Source organism: Rhodovulum strictum, assembly GCF_009649175.1.
GTDB lineage: Bacteria > Pseudomonadota > Alphaproteobacteria > Rhodobacterales > Rhodobacteraceae > Rhodovulum > Rhodovulum strictum.
This window is the reverse complement of sequence record NZ_WJPO01000017.1, coordinates 45883-66873: the sequence shown is the minus strand read 5'-3', so window position 1 is coordinate 66873 and position 20991 is coordinate 45883. Positions and strand designations below refer to the sequence as shown.

At 67.6% G+C, this 20991-nt stretch carries 18 protein-coding genes; 3 read left to right on the top strand and 15 right to left on the bottom strand.

From position 1 onward, the window contains the following. Positions 1–135: 135 nt before the first annotated feature. On the bottom strand, positions 136–1617 hold the full coding sequence (locus GH815_RS11650; RefSeq protein WP_153748946.1) for an aldehyde dehydrogenase family protein: 1482 nt from the start codon (positions 1615–1617) through the stop codon (positions 136–138). A gap of 141 nt (positions 1618–1758) precedes the next feature. Next, a complete protein-coding gene (pnp, locus tag GH815_RS11645; protein ID WP_153748945.1) occupies positions 1759–3897 on the bottom strand; it encodes a polyribonucleotide nucleotidyltransferase in 2139 nt (712 codons plus the stop codon). A gap of 343 nt (positions 3898–4240) precedes the next feature. Between pnp and GH815_RS11640 the strand changes: the two genes are divergently transcribed. Further along, positions 4241–4666: a hypothetical protein gene (locus GH815_RS11640; RefSeq protein WP_153748944.1), complete on the top strand. Its 426-nt coding sequence runs from the start codon at positions 4241–4243 to the stop codon at positions 4664–4666. Between the two features lie 68 nt (positions 4667–4734). On the opposite strand, the gene rpsO is transcribed toward GH815_RS11640, so the two are convergent. From rpsO to GH815_RS11595, 9 genes are all read right to left on the bottom strand, one after another. Further along, positions 4735–5004 carry a 30S ribosomal protein S15 gene (rpsO, locus tag GH815_RS11635; protein ID WP_153748943.1) on the bottom strand — a complete coding sequence of 90 codons (270 nt, stop codon included), beginning with the start codon at positions 5002–5004 and terminating at the stop codon, positions 4735–4737. Between the two features lie 136 nt (positions 5005–5140). Next, entirely contained in the window at positions 5141–5440 is a 300-nt protein-coding gene (locus tag GH815_RS11630; RefSeq protein WP_153748942.1) for a DUF5665 domain-containing protein, read from the bottom strand. A 73-nt stretch (positions 5441–5513) separates the two neighbouring features. Continuing rightward, entirely contained in the window at positions 5514–6086 is a 573-nt protein-coding gene (locus GH815_RS11625; RefSeq protein ID WP_153748941.1) for a hypothetical protein, read from the bottom strand. 244 nt (positions 6087–6330) lie between these two features. Continuing rightward, positions 6331–7236 (bottom strand): alpha/beta fold hydrolase, encoded by a 906-nt coding sequence (locus tag GH815_RS11620; protein ID WP_153748940.1) that lies wholly within the window; start codon positions 7234–7236, stop codon positions 6331–6333. Positions 7237–7275: 39 nt separating this feature from the next. After that, a complete protein-coding gene (locus GH815_RS11615) occupies positions 7276–7782 on the bottom strand; it encodes a DUF1643 domain-containing protein (RefSeq protein ID WP_343030809.1) in 507 nt (168 codons plus the stop codon). Then, positions 7779–8522: a metallophosphoesterase gene (locus GH815_RS11610; protein ID WP_153748962.1), complete on the bottom strand. Its 744-nt coding sequence runs from the start codon at positions 8520–8522 to the stop codon at positions 7779–7781. The genes GH815_RS11615 and GH815_RS11610 overlap by 4 nt, the downstream gene beginning before the upstream one ends. Before the next feature lie 79 nt (positions 8523–8601). Next, positions 8602–10197, bottom strand: coding sequence for a phosphoglycerate dehydrogenase (gene serA / locus GH815_RS11605; protein WP_153748939.1), 1596 nt, complete (start codon positions 10195–10197; stop codon positions 8602–8604). Positions 10198–10294: 97 nt separating this feature from the next. Then, positions 10295–11449, bottom strand: a complete 1155-nt coding sequence (locus GH815_RS11600; protein ID WP_153748938.1) for a phosphoserine transaminase — start codon at positions 11447–11449, stop codon at positions 10295–10297. Between the two features lie 130 nt (positions 11450–11579). Next, complete coding sequence (locus GH815_RS11595) at positions 11580–12422, bottom strand: CPBP family intramembrane glutamic endopeptidase (RefSeq protein WP_153748937.1); 843 nt, start codon at positions 12420–12422, stop codon at positions 11580–11582. 153 nt (positions 12423–12575) lie between these two features. On the opposite strand from GH815_RS11595, the gene serB reads away from it, so the two are divergent. Further along, positions 12576–13451: a phosphoserine phosphatase SerB gene (gene serB / locus GH815_RS11590; protein WP_153748936.1), complete on the top strand. Its 876-nt coding sequence runs from the start codon at positions 12576–12578 to the stop codon at positions 13449–13451. A gap of 154 nt (positions 13452–13605) precedes the next feature. Here serB and GH815_RS11585 read toward each other — a convergent pair whose 3' ends face one another. From GH815_RS11585 to GH815_RS11570, 4 genes are all read right to left on the bottom strand, one after another. Next, positions 13606–14214: a LolA family protein gene (locus GH815_RS11585; RefSeq protein WP_153748935.1), complete on the bottom strand. Its 609-nt coding sequence runs from the start codon at positions 14212–14214 to the stop codon at positions 13606–13608. Positions 14215–14303: 89 nt separating this feature from the next. Then, on the bottom strand, positions 14304–17006 hold the full coding sequence (locus tag GH815_RS11580; RefSeq protein WP_246176401.1) for a DNA translocase FtsK: 2703 nt from the start codon (positions 17004–17006) through the stop codon (positions 14304–14306). A gap of 28 nt (positions 17007–17034) precedes the next feature. Continuing rightward, on the bottom strand, positions 17035–18216 hold the full coding sequence (locus GH815_RS11575; protein ID WP_153748933.1) for an aminotransferase class I/II-fold pyridoxal phosphate-dependent enzyme: 1182 nt from the start codon (positions 18214–18216) through the stop codon (positions 17035–17037). Positions 18217–18349: 133 nt separating this feature from the next. Continuing rightward, positions 18350–19699, bottom strand: a complete 1350-nt coding sequence (locus GH815_RS11570; RefSeq protein ID WP_246176400.1) for an amidase — start codon at positions 19697–19699, stop codon at positions 18350–18352. Between the two features lie 64 nt (positions 19700–19763). Between GH815_RS11570 and GH815_RS11565 the strand changes: the two genes are divergently transcribed. Then, positions 19764–20990: a UbiH/UbiF/VisC/COQ6 family ubiquinone biosynthesis hydroxylase gene (locus tag GH815_RS11565; protein ID WP_153748932.1), complete on the top strand. Its 1227-nt coding sequence runs from the start codon at positions 19764–19766 to the stop codon at positions 20988–20990. Position 20991: the final 1 nt, after the last annotated feature.

Below are 20991 nucleotides of genomic sequence, written 5' to 3'. Positions count from 1 at the left end.
CCCTGCGGGCCGGTGCGCCTGCGGCGGGCGGGTATTTCTGCCAAGAAGAAAACCCATGGGCTTCTTCTTGGTCCAAATACCCAAACCGCGCCCGCAAGGGCGCCAGAAAAAAGGCGTGCGCCGCAGGCGCTCGAGTCAGCAGCAATCACAGCCGCCATGCCCGTGGGTATGGCAAGCCGCTTCCTCGTGCCAGCCGCTGACGGCCTTGACCTCGCAGAACTCCTCCAGCCCCCAGATGCCGCCCTCGCGCCCGTTGCCCGAGCGCCGGATGCCGCCGAACGGGCTGCCCGCGCCGCGCGAGGCGCCGTTCATCTCGACCATGCCCGCGCGCAACCGCCGGGCCAGCCGGTTGCAGCGCGCGCCGTCCTGGGACTGCACATAGTTGGTCAGCCCGTAGTCGGTGTCATTGGCGATCGCCACGGCCTCGTCCTCGCTGTCGAAGGGGATGATCGACAGCACGGGGCCGAATATCTCCTCGCGCGCGATGGTCATGGTATTGGTGACATCGGCAAAGACGGTCGGGCGCACGAAGAACCCGCGATTCATCCCCTCGGGCCGTCCCGTCCCGCCCGCGACCAGCCGCGCGCCCTCGTCGATGCCGGTCTGGATCAGCGCCTGTACCTTGTCGAACTGCACCGCGCTGACCAGCGGGCCGATATGGCGGCCTGCGCGGTCGGCGGAGCCGACCTCCATCGCTTCGGCGACGGCGCGGGCGGTTTCCACGGCCGCGTCATAGACCGGCCGTTCGACCAGCATCCGCGTCGGCGCGTTGCAGGATTGCCCGGTATTCTGAAAGCAATGCAGAACGCCGCGCTTCACCGCCTTGTCGTCGGCATCGGCAAAGATCAGGTTCGCGCCCTTGCCGCCCAGTTCCAGATGCACCCGCTTCAGCGTGTCGGCGGCGTTCTTCGAGATCGCGATGCCTGCACGGGTCGAGCCGGTGAACGAGATCATGTCGATATCGGGATGGCCCGAAAGCTGCGTGCCCACGCCCGGCCCGTCGCCGTTCACCAGGTTGAAGACCCCCGGCGGCACGCCCGCCTCGTGCAGGATCTCGGCAAAGACCATCGCCGAAAGCGGCGCGATTTCCGACGGTTTCAGGACCATCGTGCAGCCCGTGGCAAGCGCGGGGATCACCTTGAGCGTGATCTGGTTCATCGGCCAGTTCCAGGGCGTGATCATGCCCACGACGCCCACCGGATCCATCAGGATGCGGTCGTCCGGCGCGTGCGATCCCAGCGGGCGGTCGAATTCGAACATGTCCAGCGCGTGGATGAAGTTCTTGATATGCCATGCGCCCGCCCCGACCTGGCTGGTGCGGGCAAAGTCGATGGGCGCGCCCATCTCGCGGCTCATCGCCTGGGCCAGATCCTCGGCGCGGGCCTTGTAGAGTTTCAGGATGCGGGCCAGAAGCTCGACCCGCTCGGCTTTGGGTGTTTCCGCCCAGCCCGGCTGCGCAGCGCGGGCGGCGGCCACGGCGGCGTCGGTATCGGCCTGCCCGCCCAGCGAGATCACCGCAAAGGGCTCTTCGGTCGAGGGGTCGATCACGTCGCAAGCGGCGCCAGACTGCGGCGCGACCCACGCGCCGCCGATGTAGAAATCCCTGCGTTCGATCATGTCTCCCCCTTTGGTCCTGGTGTTTTCCGGACCTTCTCCGGCGCCCGGCCGGATGGCAAGGGCCATTCCCCGCTGCCCCGCGGCATCAACGAAAAAGGCCCCGGAAAACCGGGGCCTTTCGATGCCGTGCAGAAGCCTGCGTTATTCGCTGACTTCTTCCTGCTCTTTCTTCAGTTCCTCGCCGGTGGCCTGATCGACCATCCGCATCGACAGCCGCACCTTGCCGCGATCGTCGAAGCCCAGAAGCTTGACCCAGACTTCCTGACCTTCCTTCAGCTCGTCGGACGGATGGTTCAGCCGCTTGCCGCAGATCTGGCTGACATGCACCAGACCGTCGCGCTTGCCGAAGAAGTTCACGAAGGCGCCGAAATCGACCAGCTTGACGACCTTGCCCTTGTAGATCTTGCCTTCCTCGGGCTCGGCCACGATCGAGTAGATCATGTCATAGGCCTTCTTGATCGCTTCGCCATTGGCCGAGGCGATCTTGATCGTGCCGTCGTCGTTGATGTCGACCTTGGCGCCCGAGACCTCGACGATCTCGCGGATCACCTTGCCGCCCGAGCCGATCACTTCGCGGATCTTGTCGGTGGGGATGGTCATGGTCTCGATCCGCGGCGCGTGGACCGAGAATTCGCCCGCCGAGGTCAGCGCCTTGGCCATTTCGCCAAGGATGTGCAGCCGGCCCTCTTTCGCCTGGGCCAGCGCCTTTTCCATGATCGCGGGCGTGATGCCCGCCACCTTGATGTCCATCTGCAAGGACGTGATGCCCTTTTCGGTGCCGGCCACCTTGAAGTCCATGTCGCCCAGGTGATCCTCGTCGCCGAGAATGTCGGTCAGGATCGCGAACGACCCGTCATCCTCCAGCACCAGGCCCATGGCGACACCCGCGACCGGCGCCTTGAGCGGCACGCCCGCATCCATCATCGACAGCGAACCGCCACAGACGGATGCCATCGAGGAGGAACCGTTCGATTCGGTGATCTCGGAGACCACGCGGATCGTGTAGGGGAAGTCGGTCGGCGCAGGCAGCACCGCCTGCAACGCCCGCCAGGCCAGCTTGCCATGGCCGATCTCGCGGCGGCCGGGACTGCCCACGCGGCCAACCTCGCCGACCGAATAGGGCGGGAAGTTGTAATGCAGCAGGAAGTTCGAGCGGAAATTGCCGTGCAGCGCGTCGATGATCTGTTCGTCATCGCCGGTGCCCAGCGTGGTGACGACCAGGCCCTGCGTCTCGCCACGGGTGAACAGCGCCGAGCCATGGGTCCGCGGCAGCAGGCCCACCTCGCAGACGATCGGGCGCACCTTGTCCAGCGCGCGCCCGTCGATGCGGCGGCCGTGTTTCACGACGTCGCTGCGCAGCACCGTCGATTCCAGCTTCTTGATCGCGGAATCCAGCGCCGGATCGGCCAGTTGCTCGTCGCTGAGCGTGCCCTTGATCGCCTCTTTCGCGGCGGCCACGGCGGCGACGCGGGCCTGCTTGTCGAGGATGCCATAGGCGGCACGCATCTGCGTCTCGCCCGCGGCCTTGACCACCTCGTAAAGCGCCGAATAATCGGGCGGGGTGAAGTCGAAGGGCTCTTTCGCGGCATCCTCGGCCAGCGCCACGATCAGGTCGATCACCGGCTTGATCTGCTCATGCGCGAAATTGACCGCGCCCAGCATCTCGGCCTCGGTCAGTTCATAGGCTTCGGATTCGACCATCATCACCGCGTCGCGGGTGCCGGCAACAACCAGGTCCAGCCGCTGATCGGGATTGTTGCGCAGGTTCTGCATGTCCTCGACATCGGGGTTGAGGACATATTCGCCATTGGCAAAGCCCACGCGGCAGCCCGCGATCGGCCCCATGAAGGGCACGCCGGAAATCGTCAGCGCGGCCGAGGCGGCGATCATCGCCACCACATCGGGATCGTTGACCAGATCGTGCGACAGCACCGTGCACATCACCAGCGTCTCGTTCCGGAAGCCCGGCGCGAAAAGCGGCCGGATCGGCCGGTCGATAAGCCGCGCGGTCAGCGTTTCCTTTTCGGTCGGACGCGCCTCGCGCTTGAAGAAACCGCCGGGCACCTTGCCCGCGGCATAGTATTTTTCCTGGTAATGGACCGTGAGCGGGAAGAAATCCTGGCCCGGCTTCGCCTCCTTGGCGAAGGTCACGTTGGCCATCACGCTGGTCTCGCCCAGCGTGGCGATGACCGAACCATCGGCCTGACGGGCAACCTTGCCCGTTTCGAGGGTGAGGGTCTCTTGCCCCCACTGCATGCTTTTCGTCGTTACGTTGAACATACGTCTATCCTGTGTGGGAGCACTCCCGGGCGTATCCCGGGTCTCCCGTTGAAATGGCGGCCCCATTGCCGCCGACCCCGTCCATCCATCCCGAGCGCCGGGGTCCGGGCGCAACGTCTCAGATGCACGCCACATAGGGAAAAACCGCGCATTTGGAAAGGACGAAGTCGTTAACGGCCTTTTAACGGCCTTTTTGGCGGCCGGTCCTGTTCACCAGACCCACGATTCCTGCAAGCCGGGTATGCGGGCAAAGATCTGGGGTCAGGGTTAACACTTCGTTACAGCTTTTGCGTTAGCTGCGGTGCAGCATCCGTGTTTTCCATGAACCCGAGGAGATATCCCGATGGAAACGAGAGCGTTTGGAACCATCCGTCTCGAAGACGGGCAGGCGACCTTGCCGGTGGGGCCGGGCCTGTTGCGGCCCGCGGGCCTGGACATGCTGGCGACGCTCGGCGACCGGGTGGCGATGGCAGCGGCGGCAGAGTTTCTCGACGCATTGCCCAAGCACCTGGCCACCGTGCGCCAGCATCTGATGGACGGGCTCGACACCGCGCCCGAGCGCTTTGCCAGCCTGTTTCCCGAACTTGCCACCAGCTCGGCGACCCCGGCCGACCGGCTGTGGACCTCGCTCGACCTGCGGTCGGTCTGGACCGACAATGACGCGACGGTGACGCTTGAATTCGCCCGCGACGGCGCCGAGGACGGGCCGGTTCTGGCGGCCGCCTTCGCGCTGGATGGCACGCTCAGGGATCTTGCCGTCACTGCCTGACAGGGGCACAGAAAGCAAAACCGCGCCCCAGGGGGCGCGGTTCATGATCCCGGCGTTGCAGGGCGCGCCTAGCGGCGGATGCCGAGCCGCTGGATCAGGTTCTGATAACGGGCCTCGTCCTTGCCCTTGACATAGTCCAGCAGCTTGCGGCGCTGGGCGACCATCATCAGAAGGCCACGGCGCGAGTGGTTGTCCTTCTTGTGGGTCTTGAAATGCTCGGTGAGCGTCGCGATCCGGCTGGTCAGGATGGCGACCTGCACTTCGGGCGAACCGGTGTCGCCTTCCTTGGTGGCATATTCCTTGACCAGACGGGTCTTCTCTTCGGCAGTGATCGACATCGGGATCTCCTTTGACAGGGGTTGACGGCGCAAGCCGGGATGTCGTCCAGCAGGGCCCTTTGGATAATTCCGGACCGCGGGCGGGCCGGATGGGCGCGTATAGGGGATTCGCCGTTGCGTTGTAAAGGGCCGGGTGTCAGGGGCCGGCGCTTTCCTGAATCTCGCGGGCGATCTGGCTGGCCCATTCGCCGATCACCGGGATGAAGTTGATCTGGCTGAGCGAATAGGCGATGACCGAGACCAGCGCGGTCGCGCCGACCACCGTGCCAAGACCCATGGCCAGCCCGCGCAGGAATTGCACCGCAACGATGCGCCAGACCGAGCCGTTGATCGCAAAGAAGCGCTGCGCGTTCAGCGCCTTCACCTCGCGGCGCAGGGCGGCGACCTCGCTGGCAAGGTCGCTGTCGCTTCGGGCATCGGGAACGGGGTCCGGCATCGGGGCTCGCCGCGGCTTGGGTGCTGGGAGGCCAGCCTAGCCAAGCGGACCGGCCGCGCCAAGCCCCGCGAGGTCAGTACCCGGCGGCAAGGGCCATGGGAAACTGCGATTCCGGAACCAGACTGACCATGGACAGATCAAGTCCCGCGCCACCGCTGACGATGGCAAGCGGCATCCCGTCAAGCAGGATCGTCGCATCCGCTGCGCTGGTGTCCGCAGGCCCGACCGACAGCACCGGATCGGGATGCGCCTCGGCGTCATAGACGACGAACAGCGCATCCTCGGCCTCGTCATATTCGTCGATCAGGGTGGGGGCGCCGCCGGTCAGCGCCAGCCAGTCATCCAGACTGGACCCGGCAAAATGCCCGCCCTCCTGCGCGTCCTCGGCCATCGCGTCGATCGCCGCCTCGTCCGCAAGATAGCGCGCAAGATCGGCCTCGGTCCGGGCGAATGCCTCGGCCGGGGTGGCGCCTGTCAGCAAATCCTCGAAACCGAAGCCGAAGGCCGGGGTTTCCGCGCGCAGCCCTTCGGCCTCGTCATCGCCGGACTCGTCATCCCCCGCGCCCGTCTGATCGTCGAGCACGCCGCTGAAGTCGATGCTGGAGCCGGCCATCATGATGCCCAGCAAGGCTGCAACCGTAATCATCATCCCATCCTTCGCAAACGCGTTCGCACCGACCGCAGAGGACGTCATCCAGAGACAGCTTATCCGAGGCACCGTGGCGGGAATAAGGCAGGGCGGTTAACTGGTAAACGCACCGGCGGCCATTTCCGACCTGTTGCGGCTCTGCGGCGGCATCGCGGCGCATGGGCGATTTGCAGCCAATTGAAATAAAACGGTTTTTGACCGATCAACTTTCGCGCGTCATGGTTAACGCAGTCGCCCCGGATCAGCCGCGGGCCGGGGCGGCAAAGAAGGGCAGGAAGGCGTCCAGCACCGCCTGGGGGTTTTCCTCCATTGCAAAATGCCCCGACCGGCAGGCGGCGTCGCGCACATCCCCCGCCCATGCGCGCCAGATCGCCGCGGGCCGCCCGGTGCGTGCGGGAAAGCCGGTCTCGGCCCAGAGAAACATCAGGGGCGCCGCGATGCGCGCGCCCGCCGCGCGGTCGGCCTCGTCGATGCGGCGGTCGGTTGTCGCGCCCGCGCGGTAATCGGCGCACATCGCGGCGATCCGGGCGGGATCGGCGGCCTGCCTGCGATAGGCGGTCAGCGCGGCGGGCGGGAACACGTCCAGCGATTTCGCCAGCGTCCAGCTTGCCAGCGTGTGCTCGACATAGCCCACGGGATCGGCGCCGATCATCCGCTCGGGCCAGGGCGCGGGCTGGGCAAGGAAGGTCCAGTGATAGGCGCCGAGCGCCAGATCGGCATTCCACACGGCCCAGAAATCGCCCGTCGGCACGATCTCGATGATGCCCAGCCGGTCCACGCGATCCGGCGCGTCCAGTGCCAGCCGATAGGCCACCCGCGCGCCGCGGTCATGGCCCAGCAGATGCGCGCGCGGCAGGCCCAGCGAATCCATCAGCCCGGTGATGTCGCGCGCCATCTCGCGCTTGGAATAGACGGTATGGGCGTCGTCATCGGGCGGCGCCTCGCTGTCGCCATAGCCGCGCAGGTCGGGAACGATCACATGGAACCGCTCGGCCAGCGCGGGCGCCACGTTCAGCCAGCACATGTGGTTCTGCGGATAGCCATGCAGCAGGATCAGGGGCGCGCCCCGCCCGGCCCGATGCACCGACAGCGCGATGCCGTTGGTGGCGATCATTTCGCTTGCGAAACCCGGCAGGCCCGATGTCATGGCGTTCCCCCCGGCCGAAGCCTAAGGCCGGAACGCCCGTCAGGTCCAGCGTTCGGGCTGTTGGGCGTAGCCGATGTAAAGCGGGTGCTTGGGCTGGCCGTCCCTGGTCAGGCCCAGATGGAACAGCGGATGCCCCGTCGCCCGCAAAAGCGCCTCGACCGCCCGGCCGCGATCCAGATGCGCGCCATGACTGCCCCAGGCGCAAACGATCCGGTCGGCCCAGGGCGCGCTGTCGCGGATCGCGGCATCGTTTGCCGGGCCGATGGGGTCGGCGGCGACGCGCATCACCCTTGGATCGGTGGCGCGGAACGCAAAGATGTTGGTCACCCGGAACGCGCCGAAGCCCAGCGCCCGGGCGCGGCGTTCGCAGCGTTCCACGGTGGGATCGTTCTGAACCTCGGTCGCGGTCGAGGGGTTCAGCATCACGAACAGCGCCCGCGGCCCGGCCGGATCCCAGATGCGGGTCAAGAGGTAGCGATAGGATTCGCAGGGGGAATAGACCGCCTCGGACGCGGCATCGCCCTTCTGATGCGTGCGGATGATCACGCCGCGCCCTTTGGCGTCACCGGCTCGCGGCCTTCGGGGGTCAGCAGGAAAACCTCGCGCCCCTCGATCACCACGGCCGAGACCGGCCCGCCATAGCCCGCGCCGGTGTCCAGATCGACACGGTTGCCGTAATGCGTGACGCGGGCAACGGGTGTGTGGCCATGCACGACCAGCACGCCATGGTCGCGCGGATCGTCCAGAAACTCGCCCCTTATCCAGATCAGATCGTCCTCGACCTGATCCGCAAGCGGCACGCCGGGGCGGATCCCCGCATGGCAGAAGAACACATCGCCTCGCCGGTAGCAGGGCAGAAGCGCGTCCAGCAACGCCTTGTGGCTGTCGGGGACCGCGCGCATCGCGGCCGCGTGCAGGGCGGCGCGGTCGGGATACATGCCCGTCTCGACCCCGTAGGAGGTCAACGTCTCGCGCCCGCCGACGCTGGGCGCGAGCCAGTCCAGATCGGGCCGCGCCGGTTCGGGCGGACAGCCGGGGCGCAGGTAATACTGCATGAAACGGTCGTGATTGCCCCGCAACAGGATCCACGGCTGACCCGCCGCAAGCCCCTGCACCAGATGGTCCAGCACGCCGCGGCAATTGGGGCCGCGATCGACATAATCGCCCAGATGCACCACCGGCGCCGCATCGTCCCCCACCCGCGCCCGGTCGGCCGCGATCAGCGCATGGGCTGCCCGCAGCCGGGCAAGCTGGCCGTGAATGTCGCCGATGGCATAGCTGCGCAGCATGTCGGGGCCTTTGGGGAAAGGAAAAAGGGCCCGTCGCATATCCCGCGGCGGGCCCCCTTTGTCAAACCGGCTGCGCTCAGCCGACGTCGAATTCCAGCGGGCGGACCTGCTGGAACAGGCCGGTGGCCTTCAGCTCGTCGATCACCGCATGCGGGATCGGGTGGTCGAGGTACAGGATCGCGATGGCGTTCTCGCCCGGGCCGGTGCGGCCAAGGGTGAAGTTCGCGATGTTCACGCCATGCGCGCCCATCGTGGCCCCCAGCGCGCCGATGATGCCGGGCACGTCCTTGTTGGTGGTGTAAAGCATGTGCTCGCCGATCTCGGCGTCGATATTGATGCCCTTGATCTGGATGAAGCGCGGCTTGCCGTCCGAGAACACGGTGCCCGCGATGGAGCGTTCGCGTTTCTCGGTCACAACGGTCAGCTTGATATAGCCGTCAAAGGCGCCCGACTTGCCCTGCGTCGTGGTCGACATCGCGATGCCGCGTTCCTTGGCGACGAGGGGCGCCGAGACCATGTTGATCGCGGGGTTCGCCTCTTTCAGCACACCGGCAATGGCGGCGCAGTTCAATGCCTCGGTCTTCATGCCCGCGGAAACGCCGTCATAAAGGATGTTGATCGCCTTGATCGGCTCGTCCGTCATCTGCCCCGCGAACGATCCCAGATGGCCCGCAAGCGCGATCCACGGACCCATCACCTTGGCCTCTTCGGCGGTGATGGACGGCATGTTGATCGCGTTGGTGACGGCACCGGTCAGCAGGTAATCGGCCATCTGCTCGGCCACCTGCAACGCCACGTTTTCCTGTGCCTCGGTGGTCGAGGCGCCCAGATGCGGGGTGCAGACCACGTTGGGCAGGTTGAACAGCACGTTTTCCTTGGCCGGTTCCTCGGCGAACACGTCAAAGGCCGCACCGGCGACATGGCCCGATTTCAGCATCTCGGCCAGCGCCGCCTCGTCGACCAGCCCGCCGCGGGCGCAGTTGACGATGCGCACGCCCTTCTTGGTCTTGGCAAGGTTCTCGCGCGACAGGATATTCGCCGTCTTCTCGGTCATCGGCACATGCAGCGTGATGAAATCGGCCCGGTGCAGCAGCTCGTCCAGCTCGACCTTGGTCACGCCCAGCTTGTCGGCGCGTTCCTCGGACAGGAACGGGTCATAGGCCAGCACCTTCATCTTCAGCCCGATGGCGCGGTCCGCCACGATCGAGCCGATATTGCCGCAGCCGATCAGACCCAGCGTCTTGGCGGTCAGTTCCACGCCCATGAAGCGGGATTTTTCCCATTTCCCGGCATGGGTCGAGGCATTGGCCTCGGGGATCTGGCGGGCGACCGCCATCATCATGGAAATCGCGTGCTCGGCGGTGGTGATCGAGTTGCCGAACGGCGTGTTCATCACGATCACGCCCTTCTTGGACGCGGCGTGAATGTCGACATTGTCCACCCCGATCCCGGCGCGGCCGACGACCTTGAGATTGGTCGCGGCCTCCAGCACCTTTTCGGTGACCTTGGTGGCAGAGCGGATGGCCAGCCCGTCATACTGGCCGATGGCCGCGATCAGCGCGTCCTTGTCCTTGCCCAGCTCGGGGCGGAAATCGACCTCGATCCCGTGGTCGCGGAAGATCTGGACAGCGGTTTCAGACAGGGCGTCGGAAACGAGAACCTTGGGAGCCATTTTCGTGGTCCTTTGCAGAATGTCTGGGGAAAGAGGGTGGGGGGTGCCCCCACCCTTCAATGCGGTCTGTAGGGTGGGTGAAACCCACCATTCCGTCTCAGGCAGCGGCGGCCTGCGCGGCGATCTCGGCTTCGAAGGCCCATTCGATCCAGGGCATCAGGGCAGCGACATCCGCCGTTTCCACGGTGGCACCGCACCAGATGCGCAGGCCCGCGGGCGCGTCGCGATAGGCGCCGATATCCAGTGCAACACCCTCTTTTTCCAGCCGCTTGGCGATGGCCTTGGCAAAGGCCGCGCCGTCCTTGATGCGCGGATCGGTGAATTTCAGGCAGACGCTGGTGTTCGACCGCGTCGCCGGGTCCACCGCCAGATTCTCGATCCAGGGCTTGCTGTCGACAAAGGACTGCACGGCGGCGAAATTCGCGTTCGACCGCGCGATCAGCGCGGGCAGCCCGCCGATGGATTTGCCCCAGGCCAGCGCCACCAGGTAATCCTCGACCGCCAGCATCGAGGGCGTGTTGATCGTCTCGCCCTCGAAAATGCCCTCGATCAGCTTGCCGCCCTTGGTCATGCGAAAGATCTTCGGCAGCGGCCAGGCGGGCTTGTAGGTTTCCAGCCGCTCGACCGCGCGCGGGGACAGGATCAGCATGCCATGCGCACCCTCGCCGCCCATCACCTTCTGCCAGCTGAAGGTCGTCACATCCAGCTTGTCCCAGGGCAGGTCCATCGCAAAGGCGGCGCTGGTCGCGTCGCAGATCGTCAGGCCCTGACGGTCTGCCGGGATCGCATCGCCATTCGGCACGCGCACGCCCGAGGTGGTGCCGTTCCAGGTAAAGACCACGTCCTTGTCGAAATCGACCTCGGCGAAATCCACGATCTCGCCATAGGGCGCCTCGCGCACGGTGGCGTCCAGTTTCAGTTGCTTGACGACATCCGTCACCCAGCCCGCGCCGAAGCTTTCCCAGGCCAGCATCTCGACGCCGCGCGCACCCAGCAGCGACCACATCGCCATTTCAACGGCGCCGGTGTCCGAGCCGGGCACGATCCCGATGCGGTACTCGGCGGGGATCCCGAGGATCGCGCGGGTCTCCTCGATCGCGGCCTTCAGCCTGGCCTTGCCGATGGCGGCACGGTGCGACCGCCCCAGGGGCGCGTCTGCCAGCATGTCGAGGGAAAAACCGGGGAGTTTGGCGCAGGGGCCAGAGGAGAAACGCGGGTTTGCCGGCCGCGCAGCCGGAGTCTCGATGACCATTGATGCTATCCTTCCAGATAAGCGCCCCTCGTTGGGGAGGGGTGTCCCACCGCCGCCATTACGCCTGTTCCCTCACTGGCGCAAGGGGGAAAACCGCGCGCAAGCGCCGCTTTCGCCGCCGTTTGCGACATCAGCGTAGCGGATCGGAAACCGGCGGGATCACGGCGGTCGCGGCGCCCGTCCGGGTGAACATCGCGCGCGCGTCCAAGGCCACGACCAGCGCCGCCAGCGCCACGAAGAACACCGTGTCGTTCGGCTGGGCGTCGGGCCAGAGGGGGCTGTTCAGCTGGGCATGGGCCAGCACCGGCAGCAACAGGCTGCCGCGGGCGGCGTTGACCATCCCGGTAACGATGACGCCCACCGCGACCGAGCCCGCCAGAAACGGCAGGAACCCCCAGGCACTTTGCGGCGTGCCCGACAGGAAGAAGGCCGGCAGGTGCCAGACGCCCCAGACCGTGCCCACGGCAAGCCCGGCCCAGAGCGGCGCCATGTGCCGTTGCAGCAGGGGTTGCAGAACCCCGCGCCAGCCGAGTTCCTCGACGGGGCCGGTCAGGCTGCGCAGCGCGACAAGGCCCAGCAGTGGCCCCCACCCGACCGCCAGCGGCTCGGTCAGGGACGCACCCTTGACCAGCGCCCCCGCCACGAAGGCGGCCGGCATGCCGACCAGCAGCACAAGGTACCAGCCCGGGGCGCATCGCCACAGCAGCAGCCGGCCGAGGAATCGCGCCAGGCCAGCGCGGCCACCCCGCGCCAGCACCAGCACCAGGGCGGCGATGGCCGGGGCGTAGACCGCCAGCAGGAAGCTGGGGTTGGAACCCGAGATCTCGCCGAAGAGGGCGGCCATCGGCCCCGGCGCGGCCATCCACAGCCCCAGGATGCCCCAGGACAAGCCGAAGGTGATGGCAAGGAAGGGCAGGATGGCACCGGTGCCCAGGTCGGCCGGTGCCGGGCTTTCGGATCGTGGCGTCGCCATCGAGGCTCTCCGGTTGCGGCGCGTTCCGGGGAGAGCCTGCGCAACCGGGCCGCCGCCGTCCTTGATCGGGGACAAACCGCCGTCCGCTGCTCTGGCCCTTGCCGCGCGGGCGTGCTTAAAGACGCCCGATCCCTGTGAGGCCGGAGCCCGCCCATGCATGTCGTCACCCTGCTGACCAATCCCGCCCGCCCGGTGCTTGACCCTGCGGCGGTCGAGGCGTTGCGCAATGCCTGGGGCGGGGGCGATCTGCGCTGGCTGGCGCCGGGCATCGCGGCCGAGTTCGGGGTGCCCGCCCTGCCCGCCAACCTGTGGGAGGTGTGGACCGAAATGCAGGCCCTCGGCATCGACCTGATCGCCCAACCGGCCGAGGGGCGCAGGAAACGCATGCTGATCGCCGACATGGATTCGACCATGATCGGGCAGGAATGCATCGACGAACTGGCCGACGAGGCCGGCGTCGGCGCCCGCGTGGCCGAGATCACCGCCCGCGCGATGAACGGCGAGCTGGACTTCGAGGGCGCGCTCCGCGAACGCGTGGGCCTGCTGGCCGGCCTGCCCGCCGAGGTGATCGGCAAGGTGCTGGCCACCCGCATCACCCACACCCCCGGCGGGCGCGAACTGATCGCCACGATGAAGGCCAGCGGCGCCTATTGCGTGCTGGTCTCGGGCGGCTTCACCAGCTTCGCCGCGCGCGTCGCCGCCGATCTGGGCTTCGACGAATACCGCGCGAACACGCTGCTGGTCGCGGACGGCAAGCTGACCGGAAAGGTGGCCGAGCCGATCCTGGGGCGCGAGGCCAAGGTGGCCGCGCTGACCGAGATCTCCGCCCGGCTGGGCATCGCGCCCGACCAGGTGATGGCGGTGGGCGACGGCGCGAACGATCTCGGCATGCTGGGCCTTGCCGGGGCGGGTGTCGCGCTGCATGCCAAGCCCGCGGTCGCCGCCCAATGCGATATTCGCATCAATCACGGCGACCTGACGGCGCTTCTGTTCGTCCAGGGCTACACACAGGCCGAATTCATCGCCTGACCCGCCAGCCGCGTTGCGGCCACGTCACCCGCAGGGCCGCACCCTGCCCTTCTTCTTGGCCGAAATACCCCGGGGGTCCGGGGGCAGCGCCCCCGGCATGGGTCGCCCGGGCGTTAGCCCGGGCGAAAACTCTCAAATGCAGAGGACGACAACCCTAGCGCCGGTTGCCCATCCGGTCGGCGGTTTCCTGCACGATGTTGAACATCCGCGACGACAGTTGCACGCCGGTCCGCATCTTGCCCAGGATCACGGTGGTTGCCTGCCCGGTATCGTCGGTGATGACCCATTGGCGCAGTTCCACCGGGTTGCCGGTAAAGACCAGCGCGATGGTGCCGTATTCGGGATGCTCGGGATCCTGCGCGATCACCCGTGTCGTGGTCGCGTCGCCGTCATGGCCCACCACCATCCGCGCCCGCGACAGATCCACGTTGCGTTCCAGGATGATGTTCAGCGGGGTACGGCGCAGCGGGTATTGTTCGGGCGGCTGGTTCGACTTGGTGTCGAAGATCGCCACCTGCCCGCCGCCCGCGATCACCAGCCCGCCATTGGGCGGATCGTATTCGAAGCGCGCCCGGCCGGGCCGCTGAAGCAGCATCCGCCCGGTCGAGATCGAGCCGTCGGCGTTGACCTGCGTGAACTCGGCCCGCGCGGTCGAGAAGCTGTTGAGATAACCCGAGAGTGCCGACAGGGGAATCTTGTCGGCAAGTCCGGGGGCGGCGGTGGCCGCCCAGAGGGCAAGGCCAAGGGCAAGGCGTCTGATCATGGCGGCAATCTAGTCGCTTGCATGCGCCTTTGCATCAGCCAAAGCGTCACGAATTGGCGAGGGCGCCCGGCCCCCGCCCGCGCGCCCGTTCAGCCCTGTTCGGGCACCAGGATCTCGCGCTTGCCGACATGGTTGGCCGGGGTGACCACGCCCTGTTCCTCCATCTGCTCGACCAGCCGCGCGGCCTTGTTGTAGCCGATGGCCAACTTGCGCTGGATGTAGGAGGTGGAGCATTTGCGATCCTTCAGCACGATCGCCACCGCCTGATCGTAAAGCGCGTCGTCGCCATCGGCAGTGCCGCCCAGCCCAAGGACCATGTCGATCTCGCCCTCGCGATCCTCGTCCGGCCCCTCGACCACGCTGCCGACATAGGAGGGCGGGCCGAACCCTTTCAGGTAGGTGACGATCTCCTCGACTTCCTCATCCGACACGAACGGCCCGTGAACCCGGCTGATTCGTCCGCCGCCTGCCATGTAAAGCATGTCGCCCATGCCCAGCAGCTGTTCGGCCCCCTGTTCGCCCAGGATCGTGCGGCTGTCGATCTTGCCGGTCACCTGGAAACTGATCCTTGTGGGGAAGTTCGCCTTGATCGTGCCGGTGATGACATCGACCGAGGGCCGCTGGGTGGCCATGATCAGGTGAATCCCGGACGCGCGCGCCATCTGCGCCAGCCGCTGGATGCAGGCTTCGATCTCCTTGCCCGCCACCATCATCAGGTCGGCCATCTCGTCGACGATCACCACGATATAGGGCAGCGTCTCGGGCAGGAATTCCTGGGTCTCGAAGACCGGTTCGCCGGTCTCGTCATCGAATCCGGTCTGGATGGTGCGCTTGAACAGCTCGCCCTTGGTCTGCGCATCGCTGACGCGGCCATTATAGCCCTCGATGTTGCGCACGCCCATCTTGGACATCTTGCGATAGCGTTCCTCCATCTCGCCCACGACCCATTTCAGCGCGACGACGGCCTTTTTCGGGTCGGTGACGACGGGCGAAAGCAGATGCGGGATGCCGTCATAGACCGACAGTTCCAGCATCTTGGGGTCGATCATGATCAATCGGCATTCGTCGGGCGTCAGCTTGTAGAGCAGCGACAGGATCATGGTGTTGATCGCCACCGACTTGCCCGAGCCGGTGGTCCCCGCGATCAGCAGGTGGGGCATCTTGGCCAGGTTCGCCACCACGGGCTCGCCGCCGATATCCTTGCCCAGCGCCAGCGGCAGCCGCATCGTGCTGTCGCCAAAGGCGCGCGCCGACAGGATCTCGCGCAGGACCACCTTTTCGCGCTGGGCGTTGGGCAGTTCGATCCCGATCACGCTGCGCCCGGGCACGGTCGAGACCCGCGCCGACAGCGCCGACATGCTGCGCGCGATGTCATCGGCCAGCCCGATCACGCGGCTGGCCTTCAGCCCCGGCGCGGGTTCCAGTTCGTACATGGTCACGACCGGGCCGGGCCGGACGCTGACGATCTCGCCCTTGACGCCGTAATCGTCCAGCACGTTTTCCAGCATCCGGGCGTTTTCCTCCAGCGCCTCGTCGGACAGGACATGGCGCGTCACCGCGTCGGGGCTGGCCAGCAGCGACAGCGGAGGGTGTTCATAGCCGCTGCCGGGTTCGTCGAATTGCAGCGCCGGTTGCGCCTCCTCAATGGCGCGGCGCGAGGGCGGCGCGGGCTTGCGGACAGGGTGCTGCACCACGCGGCGCGGCTCGTCGATCAGTTCGTCGTAATCGGGCAGGGCCGCATCCATGACCGGCGCGCTCAGCGGCGGTTCGACCGGCAGTGCATCCAGCGCCGCCTGATCGCGCCGCACGGGCGGTTCGGCACGAAAGGCCGGGCGGGCGGTCTGGCGGCTGCGGTTGCGGATCACATCGGCGATGCGCGCTTTGATCCGGTCCTCGGAAATCGGGCCGATCCCGTCCGCCGTGTCGGGCAGGTCGCGCTCGATCAGCTCCAGCTCGGGATCGGCCATCCGCCGTCCCAGAACCGGCACCCGCGCCAGAAGCCCGCCAAGACCCCCGGGCCGCGCAGGTTCGGCGGCCGCCGGGGCCCGGGTGGCGACAAGCCGCGCGCCGCCCTGGACGCGGGCGGGCTGGGCCGCCTCGGCGCGGCGATTCTGGACGCTTTCGCCCAGCCGCAGCCCGGCGGTCAGCGCGCCGCGCGCGGATTTCCCGGCCAGCCGGCGCAGCCCCTCATAGCTCAGGATCAGGCCGAACAGCAGGAACCGGCCAAAATTGCGCAGCTCGTTCCGGTCCACGCCCGCCACGAACAGCCCCATGCCGATGGCCGCCATCCAGACCAGCGCCGCCACCACACGCAGCCCCGCGACCGTGTCCACCGGCGCCACGCCCAGGATCGCGCCCAGTACCGTATCGCCAAAGAGCCCACCCATGCCGAAGGCGTGGGTCCAGCTTGCGGGCGGCACATGGGTCGAGGCATAGACCGCTGCCAGCGCCACCGCGACGGGGGCAAAGATCAGCCGTGACAGCGCGCGTTCCTCGCCCCAATGGCCCGCAAAGCGCAGCCCCCAGACCGCCGGAATCGCCACCAGCCCCCAGGATCCCCAGCCCACGATGATATGCAGCGGCGCCGCGATCGAGGCGCCGAACCGGCCCAGCATGTTTTCCGCCGGGGCGTCCGTTGCCGACAGCCAGCTTGGGTCGTCGGGGACGTAGGAGCCCAGGATCAGCGCCATGACCAGCGCGGCGCCGATCAGCGAGAAGCCCAGCAATTCCTTGCCGCGCCGCTCGATCGCGGCCTGGACATTGGAATCGAGCAGAGGTTCACGCCGTTTCATCTGATACGAAGCCATAGCCTTGCCGTCCTTACCCGTAGAGGCAGTCACGCAGCCGCATCAGCCCGTGCCGCATTTCTTGTTCTGGGGCGACCATCGCGACCCGGACATATCCCGCACCCGGGTTTTCACCGTTCACCGCGCGCGACAGATACGCACCGGGCAGCACCCGAACCCCCGTCTCGCGCCAGAGCTTCAGCGCCGCCGCCTCGCCATCGCCGACCGGCAGCCACAGGAAGAACCCGCCTTCGGGCGGGCGATAGCCCGGCACCGGCCCGAGGATTTCGTCCGCGATGGCATATTTGCGCCAGTACTGCGCAAGGCTTTCGGCCACATGCGCCTCGTCCGCCCAGGCCCGTTCCGCCACCCGTTGCAAGGGCAGGGGCAGGGGCGCCCCGGCATAGGCGCGCAGCCGCTTGATATGGGCCAGGCTCTCGGCCCCGCCCGCGCAGAATCCAGACCGCAACCCCGGCAGGTTCGAGCGTTTCGAGAGCGAGTGAAACACCAGCACCCGTTCGGGATCGGCGCCGATCTCGCGGGCCACGTCCAGCGCGCCGGGGGGCGGGTTGCCCCGGTAGATCTCGGAATAGCATTCATCGGCGAAGATGCGGAAATCATGCTTTTCGGCCAGCCGGATCAGATCCGCCCAATAGCCCCGATCCGCCACCGCGCCCTGCGGATTCGCGGGCGAACAGAGAAAGGCGATCGACACCCGGTCCAGCAATTCACCCGGCAGCGCGGCGTAATCGGGCAGGAACCCGGTTTCGGCCGTGGCGGGCACATAGACAGGCTCCGCCCCCACCGCCAGCGCGGCCACCGCATAGACCTGATAGAACGGGTTCGGCGTCAGGATCGCGGGCCTTTGATTGCGCTTTTCCTCTGGGCAGAGCGCCAGCACCGCGTTGAACAATCCCTCGCGCGTGCCGTTCAGCGTGCTGATCTGCGTTGCCGGATCGACCGTCACGCCATAGCGCCGCGCCAGCCAGTCCGAAATCGCGCCCAGCAATTCCGGCGTGCCCTCGTTCGGCGGGTATTTCCCGAATTCCTGCGCATGGTCTGCGATGATGCCCGTCACCCAGTCGGGAAAGGCATGCTGCGGCTCGCCGATGGTCATGTGCAGGGGCGCGCCGCCGGGGGCGTGGCCGTCCAGCAGACGCCGCAACCTCGGAAACGCGTAATCTGGCAGGTTCGAAAACCGCTCGGGAAAGGTCATGGACCCCTGTCTGCCTGTGCTGCCTCTGATCGGGGCATCTGACGCACCCCGTTTCGACAAGCATACCGGCTGGAACGCCTCCGGTCCAGAAAAGCCCCCCGGCCCCGCGGCTTGCGGGGCGAGGTTGTGGCATTTAGGCCAGCGCCGCCTCGGCCGCTGCGCCCAGCCGCAACAGCCGCTCCTCGGACATCGGCGGCCCCATCAGCGAAAGCCCCGTGGCAGGAACCCCGCTGGGCAGCGTCAGCACCGCCAGTCCCATCAGATTGCCGATCCGCGTATTGCGCAGCGTCATCAGGTTCTCGGCGACAAAGAACTCCGGGTCGGCCATCAGCGCCGCCACATCGGGCGGCAGGATCGGGCAGGTCGGCACCAGTACCGCGTCGAATCCGGCGGTCGCGGCGGCATAGGCGGCGCGCAGCCGGTCCAGCTTGTGCCAGGCGGCGACATAGTCGGCGCCCGAATAATCGCGCCCGCCGCGAAAGCGGTTCAGGATCGCGGGATACATCTTCTCTGGCGCGGCCTCGATGGTCGCGCCCCAGGTGCCATAGGCTTCGGTCGCAAACAGCACCCCCGACAGCGCCAGCGCCTCGGCGACCTCGGGCACCGCGCCCCGCGTGATCGCCGCCCCGGCCCGCGCCAGCCGTTCCACCGCCTGCTCGAACCCCGCAAGGGGGGCATCTCGGATCCCGTCGAAGGCGGCGGTCTCCAGCACCATCAGCCGCGCGCCCGCCAGCGTCGCGCCGCGCAGATCCGCGGGTCTGCCGCCCTCCAGCGCCGCCAGCAGCAGCGCCGCATCCTCGACAGTGCGCGTCAGCGGCCCCACCGTGTCGAAACGCGGGCAAAGCGGCACGACCCCTGTCAGCGACACCCGCCCCGCCCCGGTCTTGAGCCCCACCAGATCGTTCCACACCGCCGGCACCCGGACCGAGCCGCCGGTATCCGACCCGATCCCGGCAGCCGCCAGCCCGAACGCCACCGACGCCGCCGCCCCCGAGGACGAGCCCCCCGGCGCGGCGCCCGCATCATGCACGTTCGGCGGCGTCGCCGTCACCGGGTTCAGCCCCAGCCCCGAAAAGGCCAGTTCCGTCATATGCGTCTTGCCCAGACAGACCAGCCCCGCGGCACTCGCATTGGCCAGCACCTCGGCATCGCGCCCCGGCACCCGGCCCGCCAGCAGCGCCGATCCCGCCTCGGTCGCCACGCCCGCCGTATCGAACAGATCCTTCCACGAGACCGGCACGCCGTCGAGCAGCCCCAGCCTGTGCCCCGTCTTTGCCCGGTGCCGCGCGGCCCGCGCCTCGGCCCGCGCGCGGGTTTCGGTCGTCCGGGCATAGATGCGGCCCGCCTCGGGATGCGCCGCGATGGCCTCCAGATAGGCTTCGGTCAATTCCACCGGGTCGATCCGGCCCGCCCCGATCCCGCGCCCCAGATCGCCCGCGCTCATCCCCCGCCAGTTGCCCGTCATCGCCCGCCTCCCTGTCATCTGCGAAAGGCTAGCGGGCGCGGCTCTTATGGACAATCCCGCCCGCGCCGCCATATTGCGGGACATGGAACGCGACTCCGATATCCTGATCGTCGGCGGCGGGCTGAACGGCCCCGCGCTGGCGCTTGCACTGGCCCAGGGCGGGCTGTTCGTCACCGTGATCGACAGCCTGCCCAAGGCCGCCCGGGCCGAGGATCGTTTCGACGGCCGCGCCTATGCGCTGGCGCTGGGCTCGACCCGGCTGCTGCGCGCCATCGGGATCTGGGACAAGGTGCAGGCGCGAAGCCAGCCGATCCTCGAAATCGTTGCCTCGGACGGGCGCGCGGGCGAAGGCCCGGCGCCCTTCTTCCTCGATTTCCACCATGGCGAGATCGAGGAAGGCCCGATGGGCTACATGCTCGAAGACCGCTACCTGCGCCGCGCCTTCCTTGACGCGATGGCAGCCGATCCGCGCATCACCACGATTTCCGGCGAGACGGTGATCGCCCAGACCCCCGACGCGACCGGCGTTACCGTCACGCTGGCCTCGGGCCGCAGCCTGCGCGGGCTTGTGCTGGTCGGCTGCGACGGGCGGCGGTCGGGCACCGCGGAACGGGCAGGCATCCGGCGCACCGGTTGGGATTACGGCCAGACCGCGCTGGTCTGCGCCATCGCGCATGAATTGCCCCATAACGGGGCCGCGCATCAGTTCTTCATGCCCTCCGGCCCGCTGGCGATCCTGCCCTTGCCCGGCAACCGCTGTTCCATCGTCTGGAGCGAGACGCATGCCAACGCCGCCGCGATCCAGGCGCTGGACGATGCGGGCTATCTGGCCGCGCTGCGCCCCGCATTCGGCGATTTCCTGGGCCAGATCACGCTCGCGGGCGAGCGTTTCAGCTATCCGCTGAACCTGACGCTGGCCAATGCCTATGTCGCGCCGCGCATCGCGCTGCTGGGCGATGCCGCGCATGGCGTGCATCCGATCGCGGGGCAGGGTCTGAACCTTGGCCTGCGCGACGTGGGCGCGCTGGCCCAGGTGCTGGTCGAGGCCAAACGGCGCGGCGAGGAGATCGGCGCCATCGACGTTCTGGAACGCTACCAGACCTGGCGGCGCTTCGACACGACCCTGATGGCGGTCGGCACGGATGCGGTGAACAAGCTGTTTTCCAACGACAACCCGATCCTGCGGCTGGGCCGCGATCTGGGCATGGGCGCGGTCAATGCGCTGCCCGCCCTGCGCCGCCGCTTCATCCGCGAGGCCGCCGGGCTGACCGGCGACCTGCCCCGGCTGATGACCGGCCGGCCGATCTAGG